Below are 7,771 nucleotides of genomic sequence, written 5' to 3' on the forward strand. Positions count from 1 at the left end.
GGTGCGCGCTGCCGACGGCGGCCCGCGCGCACCACCGCCGCGACGGGCGGCGCGCTCGGCGGCAGACGCCGCGCGCTCGCGCCCAGCGCCGCGCGGACCGCCTCCTCCAGACGCGGCTCCACCGACTGATCCTGACGGTCGCTCATGAGTCGGCTCCCAGACCGGTCAGTGCGAAGGGTTCGAGCTCGGGGTGCTCCCGCAGTTTGGCCAGGGCCCGGGAGGCCTGGCTCTTGACCGTACCGACCGAACAGCTGAGCAGCTCGGCGACCTCCTCCGCGGGCAGGTCCTCCCAGTACCGCAGCACCACCACCGCCCGCTGCCGCTGCGGCAGTCGGGCGAGCAGCGAGACCAGCAGGTCCCGCTCGGCGAGGTCGCCGCGCTCCGACTCGGCGGCCGGCCGGTCCGGGACGAACGGCATGAGCAGCTGGGCCACCCTCCGCCGCCGGAACCGACTGCGGTTGTTGTTCACCAGCGCCCGCCGGACGTAGGCGTCGACGGTGTCGGGCTGGATCCTGGCCCAGTGCGGATACACCTTGGCCAAGGTGGACTGCACCACGTCCTCGGCCTCGTGGAAGTCGCCGGTGAGCAGATACGCGGTCCGCACCAGGGAGGTCCAGCGGGCGGCGACATAGGAGCTGAAGTCGCTCCAGCCCTCGTCGCCGCCGCGCCGTCCCCCGGTCGTCGCCGCAGTGCCGGTCTGCACGCGTGCCTGTCCCCGTCTCCTCCGCGACGACCGTGGCCTTCACGCCGTCACCCCGCGAGCCCGCTGTCGCCGAGCGGGCCGCAGGGCCCGGCCGTCAGTGCCAGTCGGTCTCGTGACTGAGCCGGTGTCCGTCGGCGGTGTAGGTGTCCACGCTGCGGATGTAACGGCCCTTGCTGATCGGGATGGCGTAGCTGTTGAATCCGGTTCCCCGAAGATGCGCCGAATTCGCACGGTAGCTGTGGCCGTCGGTGTAGGTGAGCACCGCGTAGCCGACCGGCGCCGAGGTCTCGCCGACGAAGAGCCGGTAGCCGGAGGTGCCCTTGGCGGTCAGGCCGTACAGGCCCTCCTCGGTGCCGATCGGCCGCGTGGCGCCGGTCACGCCGTTGCAGTCCGACCAGGGCCCGCCCTGGTGGTCGATGCGCACGCCGTCCAGGTACATCCGCTCGCAGAGCAGACCCGTGTACTTCGGGGTCGGGATGCCGGGCGGCATGCTCGGCACGTGGTAGCCGCGCGGCAGGTGCCGGTAGTACTCGAGCACGACCTTCCACGAGACGTGACCCATCCGGCCCTGGCCCACGAGCACGCTGGTCACCCCCGGCAGCGCGCTGGTGGCAGCGGTCGTCCGGGCCGCGGTCCGGGCCTTCGCGGCCTGCACGGCCGGGCTCGCCGATCCGGCGGTGGCGGAGGCGGAGGCCACGCCGGACAGGGCGACCCCCGTGGCCGCGGCGACGGCCACCCCCGCCCCCGTGACCAGCTTCCAGCGGCTCCGCTTGGTCTGTGTGGCTGACACAGGACTCCTTCGTTCGTCTGTCTGTTGTGGCCCCGGGAAGAAGCCCCCCGGCTCCCTCCCTGCCCTCTCTACTCCGCCCGGACGGTGGGAGGTTGCACGAGATCGGGGCGGATAACCTGATCGGTGTGACACGAACCGAGTGGCGGCTGAGCGAGGACGCGGCGGAGTTCCGCGCCGTGGCCGACGCCTATCTGGCCGCGGACCCGGCCGCCAACACCGTGCTGCTGACGGTCAGTGAGACGGTGCGGGAGCGCGGGCCGTTCGCGTTCGAGGCGAGCCGCCCGGCGCGGTTCGGGTGGCAGTGCGACGCCGACGGCCGGGTGATCGCCGCGTTCGTGCAGACGCCGCCGCGCGGTCCGCTGCTGGGCGTGATGGACGCGGAGTCCGCGCGGGCGCTGGCCAGGGTGCTCGGACCGGTGCCGCGCGTGATCGGCGAGGACGGCACGGTGCGCGCCTACGCGGCGGCGACGGGCCGCGGCTGGCGGGTGTTCCGCGCCGAGCGCCTGTTCCGGCTCGGCGAGGTCACCGAGCCGCGCCCTGTACCGGGCGGCGCGGCACGGCCCCCGACGGAGCGGGACGTGCCGCTGCTGCAGGGCTGGTTCGCCGACTTCGTCACGTTCATCGGCGAGGGCCCACGGCCGGACTTCGACGTCGCCGGGAGGGTCGCGAACGGACGCCTGCTGCTGTGGGAGGACGCGGGCCGGCCGGTCGCCATGGTCGGCTGGACGGCGCGGGTGGCCGGACAGGTGCGGATCGCGCCCGTCTACACCCCCGCCGAGCTGCGCGGCCGCGGCTACGCCGGAGCGGTGGTGGCGCGGGCGAGCCGCGACCTGCTCCGCTCGGGCGCGGAGCAGGTGCTGCTCTTCACGGACCTGGCCAACCCGACCAGCAACGCCCTCTACCAGCGGATCGGCTACCGGCCGGTCGCGGAGCACACGGTGGTGGAGTTCACGTAGGGCGCCCGTACCGAGCCGGTGTCAGGTCGCCGGCAGGCCGTAGACGCGTTCGCCGTGGGTGACGTAGAGGACCGTGCCGTCCGTCTCCATCCACCAGTCGTCGTCGGTGCCGCCGTCCTGGAAGGTCCACCGCAGGTGTCCCGTGGCCCGGTCCAGCGCCGCCAGGCCGGAGCTCGTCCCGTTGCCCGTCAGCACCGGACAGAACGCCGTCGGCCCGACGACCAGCATCGACGCCAGGCCGACGGTGGGGACGATCGGGGTGCTCCACCGCGTGGTCCCGGAGCGGGCGTCCAGGGCGACCGCCGAGTCGTGGAGCGTGGCGAAGACGGTGCCGTCGGCGTAGCCGAGCGCCTGGTAGGAGCTGGTGCCCGACGCCTGCACCGTGAGCCGCTGCTCGCCCTTCGCCAGACCGTAGCCCAGCAGCCGCGAGCCGGGCAGGAACACCGTGTCGCCACCGAGCAGCGGCAGTTCGGTGATGGTGGCGTGCGGGTCCCCGTAGGTCTGGGACCAGACCTGGGCGCCGGTGCCCTGGTCGCGGGCGACGACGTTGTTCGCGTCGTTGGTGTAGACGACGTACTTCGCGGTGGCGAAACCCAGCACCTCCCAGTCGTTGCTGGTCCGGCGGTGCTGCACCCAGCGGACCTTCCTGGTGCCCAGATCGATGGCGACGATCACGGAGTCGGAGCTGTTCAGGCTGATGACCGGGCGGCCGCTCTTGTCGAGCGGAAACTGCTGGCCGGTCACGAAGACGGTCGTGTCGTTGGCGCCGAGCACCGTCGTGAAGCCGAACTGCGGCGGCGTCGGCACCGTCCAGCGCTGCGCCCCGGTCGCCGGGTCGACCGCGGTGACCTGGTTGCCGTCGTCGAGCTGCAGCACCAGCCCGGCGCCTCGGGCCATCGGCCGCTGCTGGGTGCCGGCCGAGATCTGCGGGCCCGTCCAGGCGACCTTGCCGGAGCGTGGGTCGAGGGCGGTCAGGTTCGTGTCCGCGACCAGCAGCCGGCCGTCCACCAGGTAGGGCGGGTTGCCCAGCTGACGGCTCGCCGCGTAGGTCCACAGCGGCTGCGGGGCCACGCCCGGCGGGCGCGTCGGCGTCGGCGTGGCCGTCGGGCCCGCGGTCGGGCCGGCCGCGGGTGCGCGCTTGCCGCCGCCTCCGGCCAGGGCGTACCCGAGGCCGCCGAGGGCGACCACGCCGACGGCGGAGAGTCCGCCCAGGAGCAGCCCACGCCGGCTCGGGGCGCGGCCCGGTTCCCGCGACGTACCGGCGGCATCGGCAGCGGCGGGGGCTGCGTCGGTGTCCGGTGCCGCGCGGCCGAACGGCGCGGGCGTCTCCAACTCCAGGACGTGCGCCGCGTGTCGGGCGATCCCGCCCGATATCTCCGCCGGGAGCCACGCGCCGCGCAGCAACGCGGCGGCGCCCTCGGCAGCGAGCAGGTCCCGCACCTGAGCGGGCGTCGGACGGCCGGCGGGGTCCTTCGCGAGGCAGGCCGCGAGCACCGGTCGCAGCGTCCCGGGCACCTGGGCCAGGTCGGGCTCCTCGTGCACCACCCGGTAGAGCAGGGTGGCCGCGTCGCCCGCCCCGGCGCTGAACGGCCCCTGCCCGGTGGCGGCGAAGGCCAGCACGGAGCCGAGCGCGAAGACGTCGCCGGCCGGGCCGACCTTCCGGCCCGAGGCCTGCTCCGGCGACATGAAGCCGGGCGAGCCGACGATCACCCCGGTCGTCGTCGCCCCCGAGCCGTCCAGGGCCCGGGCGATCCCGAAGTCGATCACGCGCGGGCCGTCCGCCGCCAACAGCACGTTGGACGGCTTGAGGTCCCGGTGGACCAGCCCGGCCGCGTGGATCGCGGTGAGCGCCTCCGCGAGCACCGCGCCCAGCGCCCGGACCGTGCGCTCCGGCATCGGCCCGTGCTCGGCCACGGCCTCGGCGAGCGTCGGCCCGAGCACGTAGGCGGTGGCCAGCCACGGCGCGGCCGAGTCGCGGTCCGCGTCGACGACCGGCGCCGTGAAGGCCCCGTCCACGGCCTGCGCCGCCGCGACCTCGCGGCGGAACCGCTCGCGGAAGCCGGGATCCCCGGCCAGCTCCGGACGGACCACCTTGACGGCCACCGTCCGCCCTCCCGCGCTGCGCGCGAGGTACACCTTCCCCATCCCGCCCGCGCCCAGCAACGCGATGAGCCGGTACGGGCCCACGGTTGACGGATCGTCTGTTCCCAGCGGTCGCATGCTTCCCCCGTCATGCATCATGCCGACCGGATGGCCCGGCCGGTTCAACGGCGAGGATTGTTCCACCGCGAAGGGCCGGGGCGGAACGGGCGTCCCCCGGCACGTCGAGGCCCGGCGGGCACCGCCCGGGCTGTTAGCGTGGCGGGCATGCGCATCGTCATCGCCGGCGGCCACGGCCAGATCGCCCTCCTCCTCTCCCATGAGCTCGCCCGGCGCGGCGACCTCGCGGTCGGCCTCATCCGCAAGCCCGAGCAGGCCGACGACCTGCGGGCGGCCGGAGCGGAGCCCGTCGTGCTCGACCTGGAGGCCTCGTCCGTCGACCAGGTGGCCGACGTGCTGCGCGAGCAGTCCGCCGACGCGGTGCTGTTCGCCGCGGGCGCCGGGCCGGGCAGCAGCGCGGAGCGCAAGTACACCGTCGACCGCGACGGCTCCGTCAAGCTGGCCGCAGCCGCCGAGGCGGCGGGCGTCCGGCGCTTCCTGCAGATCTCCACGATGGGCGCGGGCTCGCCGCCCCGGCCCGGCACGGACGACGTGTGGGCCGCCTACATCGACGCGAAGACCCAGGCCGAGGACGACCTGCGCGGCCGCGGGCTGGACTGGACGGTGCTGCGCCCGGGCCGACTGCTGGACACCCCGAGCACCGGGCTCGTCGCCCTCGCGGTGCCCCCGCTGCCGTCGGGCGGCGTGCCGCGCGCCGATGTGGCACTGGTGCTGGCCGAGTTGGCCGACACCGGCGCGGGCGCCGGGCGGGTGCTGGAGCTGACGAGCGGCGAGACCCCCGTCGCGGCCGCGGTCAGCGCGTTGAGCTGAGGGTTCGCCCTCCTGCCGGAACCCTCCGCCGCGGCTCGTTGTCGGTGACTTCTGGTAGGACTTGAGGGGCGATGGCCCACTCCGAAAGCCCCGAATCCTCCCCGACGTCCGACAGTCCGGCGAGCGAGCAGCTCGAACTGATCCGGACCGAGCTGCGACGTGCCAAGGCGCGGCCGAAGCCCAAGCCGATGGCGGAGGGCCTGCCCGTCGCGCGCGTCGTCGTCGACAAGGGGCTCTCGCACCTCGACCAGTACTTCGACTACGCCGTCCCCGCCCGGCTCGACGAGGCCGCGCAGCCCGGCGTCCGGGTGCGGGTCCGCTTCGGCGGACGCGTCGTCAAGGGCCAGGGGCGGCGCGAGGGCGGCAAGCTCGTCGACGGGTACATCGTCGAGCGGCTCGCGGCCAGCGACTTCGCCGGCCCGCTCGCACCGCTGGCGCAGGTGCTGTCGCCGGAGCGGGTGCTCTCGCCCGAGCTGCTCCGGCTCTGCCGCGCCGTCGCCGACCGCTACGCGGGCACGCTCGCGGACGTGCTGCAGCTGGCCGTCCCTCCCAAACACAACAAACCCGAGGTCGAGCCGCAGCCCGAGCCGGCCGCCGCGCCCGTCGCCGAGCCGGAGCCCGGCGGCTGGGTCCGGTACGCCGACGGCGCGTCGTTCCTGCGGGCGCTCGCCGGGGGCGAGTCGCCGCGCGCCGTCTGGACCGCGCTGCCCGGCCCCGGCTGGCCCGAGGAGCTCGCGCGCGCCGTCCTCGCCGTGCTCGCCTCCGGCCGCGGCGCGCTCGTGGTGCTGCCCGACGGACGCGCCGTCGCGCGCGTCGACGCCGCGCTGACCGCGCTGCTCGGCGCCGGGCGGCACGTCGCGCTCACCGCCGAGCTGGGCGCGGAGGAGCGCTACCGCCGCTGGCTCGCCGTCAGTCGCGGCGCCGTGAAGGCCGTCGTCGGCACCCGCGCGGCGATGTTCGCGCCCGTCGCCGACCTCGGGCTGGTGGCGATCTGGGACGACGGCGACTCCTCGCACAGCGAGCCGCACGCCCCCCAGCCGCACGCGCGCGACGTGCTGTTGCTGCGCGCGGTGGAGGCCGGGGCGGCGGCGCTGGTCGGCGGGTTCGCCGTCACCGTCGAGGCCGCGCAGCTGTTGCGCACCGGCTGGGCGCGTCCGCTGGCCGCCGCGCGCGAGGAGGTGCGGCGCACCGCACCGCTGGTGCGCACCGTCGGCGACCACGACCAGGCCGGCGACGGCGCGGCGCTCGCCGCGCGCCTGCCCTCGCTCGCCTGGCGGGTCGCCCGGGACGCCCTGGCCCGCGGCCCCGTCCTGGTCCAGGTGCCGCGCCGCGGCTACGTGCCGCGCCTGGCCTGCGCCCGCTGCCGCGAGCAGGCGCGCTGTGCGCACTGCGCGGGCCCGCTGGAGGCTCCCGACGCCGCCGGTCCGCTGGTCTGCACGTGGTGCGGCCGCCCCGAGGCCGACTGGCACTGCCGCGAGTGCGGCGGGTTCAAGCTGCGCGCCCAGGTCTTCGGCGCGCGCCGCACTGCCGACGAGCTCGGCCGCGCGTTCCCCTCCGTCCCGGTCCGCACCTCCGGACGCGACGGCGTGTTGGCGACCGTGCCCGGCACGCCCGCGCTGGTCGTCGCGACGCCAGGCGCGGAGCCGGTCGCCGAGGGCGGCTACGCCGCCGCGCTGCTGCTGGACGCGTGGATCCTCCTCGGCCGGCCCGATCTGCGCGCGGGGGAGGAGGCGCTGCGCCGCTGGCTGGGCGCGTCCGCGCTGGTGCGGGGCGCGGCGGAGGACGGCACGGTCGTGGTGGTCGCGGAGCCGAGCCTGCGCCCGGTGCAGGCCCTGGTGCGCTGGGACCCGGCGGGCTACGCCGCGCTCGAGCTCGCGGAGCGAGCCGAGCTCGGGTTCCCGCCGGTCTCCCGGATGGCCGCGGTCAGCGGCCCCCCGGCCGCGGTCCAGGACCTCCTCGACCTCGTCCGCCTCCCGGAGGGCACGGACCTCCTCGGCCCCGTCGCCGTCCCCGTCCCTCGCGGCGAGGACCGCGTCGACCGCGTCCTCCTCCGCGTCTCCCCCGGCCGCGGCGCGGCCCTGGCCACGGCGTTGAAGGCTGCCCAAGCAGCCCGCCTCGCCCGCGGCAAGGGCGACCCGGTCCGCGTCCGCATCGACCCCCCGGACATCGGCTGACGTGCGACTACCTCAGTGCGGGTACCCCCGGGTCGGCGCGGGGAGCGCCGGGCCGCGGCGGGCGGAGGGGATGGGGGCGCGGAGGGCCGAGGGGGGTGGGGCCTGCGGCCCCGTGTGT

General features: G+C 76.0%; 6 protein-coding genes. 3 read left to right on the forward strand and 3 right to left on the reverse strand.

Annotated features, from left to right (window positions below; all coding sequences use genetic code 11):
• Positions 1–142: 142 nt before the first annotated feature.
• Both DN069_RS38370 and DN069_RS38375 read right to left on the reverse strand, forming a co-directional pair.
• Entirely contained in the window at positions 143–703 is a 561-nt protein-coding gene (locus DN069_RS38370; protein ID WP_111507872.1) for a SigE family RNA polymerase sigma factor, read from the reverse strand.
• 94 nt (positions 704–797) lie between these two features.
• Complete coding sequence (locus tag DN069_RS38375; protein ID WP_111507873.1) at positions 798–1,493, reverse strand: hypothetical protein; 696 nt, start codon at positions 1,491–1,493, stop codon at positions 798–800.
• 125 nt (positions 1,494–1,618) lie between these two features.
• Here DN069_RS38375 and DN069_RS38380 point away from each other — a divergent pair, with 125 nt between their 5' ends.
• Positions 1,619–2,449 (forward strand): GNAT family N-acetyltransferase, encoded by an 831-nt coding sequence (locus DN069_RS38380; RefSeq protein ID WP_243640333.1) that lies wholly within the window; start codon positions 1,619–1,621, stop codon positions 2,447–2,449.
• Between the two features lie 21 nt (positions 2,450–2,470).
• Here DN069_RS38380 and DN069_RS38385 read toward each other — a convergent pair whose 3' ends face one another.
• Positions 2,471–4,690, reverse strand: a complete 2,220-nt coding sequence (locus DN069_RS38385; protein ID WP_341538533.1) for a protein kinase domain-containing protein — start codon at positions 4,688–4,690, stop codon at positions 2,471–2,473.
• Between the two features lie 126 nt (positions 4,691–4,816).
• Here DN069_RS38385 and DN069_RS38390 point away from each other — a divergent pair, with 126 nt between their 5' ends.
• Both DN069_RS38390 and DN069_RS38395 read left to right on the forward strand, forming a co-directional pair.
• Positions 4,817–5,479: an SDR family oxidoreductase gene (locus DN069_RS38390; protein WP_111507875.1), complete on the forward strand. Its 663-nt coding sequence runs from the start codon at positions 4,817–4,819 to the stop codon at positions 5,477–5,479.
• A gap of 71 nt (positions 5,480–5,550) precedes the next feature.
• Complete coding sequence (locus DN069_RS38395) at positions 5,551–7,653, forward strand: primosomal protein N' (RefSeq protein ID WP_111507876.1); 2,103 nt, start codon at positions 5,551–5,553, stop codon at positions 7,651–7,653.
• The last annotated feature ends 118 nt before the right edge of the window (positions 7,654–7,771 follow it).

Source organism: Streptacidiphilus pinicola (assembly GCF_003258295.1).
Classification (GTDB): Bacteria; Actinomycetota; Actinomycetes; order Streptomycetales; family Streptomycetaceae; genus Streptacidiphilus; species Streptacidiphilus pinicola.